1 protein-coding gene is annotated in these 282 nt (G+C 64.2%); it reads left to right on the top strand.

Annotated features, from left to right (window positions below):
• Positions 1-282: cadherin-like domain-containing protein (locus tag NX774_RS23320; RefSeq protein ID WP_258824689.1), on the top strand; the 282-nt coding region annotated here is incomplete at both ends.

The raw sequence follows: 282 nt of genomic DNA, 5'->3' as shown, positions 1-282 counted from the left end.
AGCGCGACCGGCCCGTCGCACGGCACGCTGGTCGTGCATGCCGACGGCAGCTACGAATACACGCCGGCCGCAGACTACAACGGTCCGGACAGCTTCACCTACACAGTCAGCGACGGCTCGGGCAGCAATACCTACAACGTCAGCATCACGGTCAATCCGGTGAACGATGCGCCGGTGCTGGCGGTTTCGCCGGTGACCGTGGGCCAGGGTGCAACCATCACCCTCACCACCAGCTACCTGAACGCGACCGATGTCGATACCGGCAACGGCAGCCTGACCTAT

Source organism: Massilia agilis (assembly GCF_024756255.1).
GTDB lineage: Bacteria > Pseudomonadota > Gammaproteobacteria > Burkholderiales > Burkholderiaceae_D > Telluria > Telluria agilis.
Note: the sequence above shows the minus strand (reverse complement) of the source record. Positions and strands in the feature narration are given on the sequence as shown.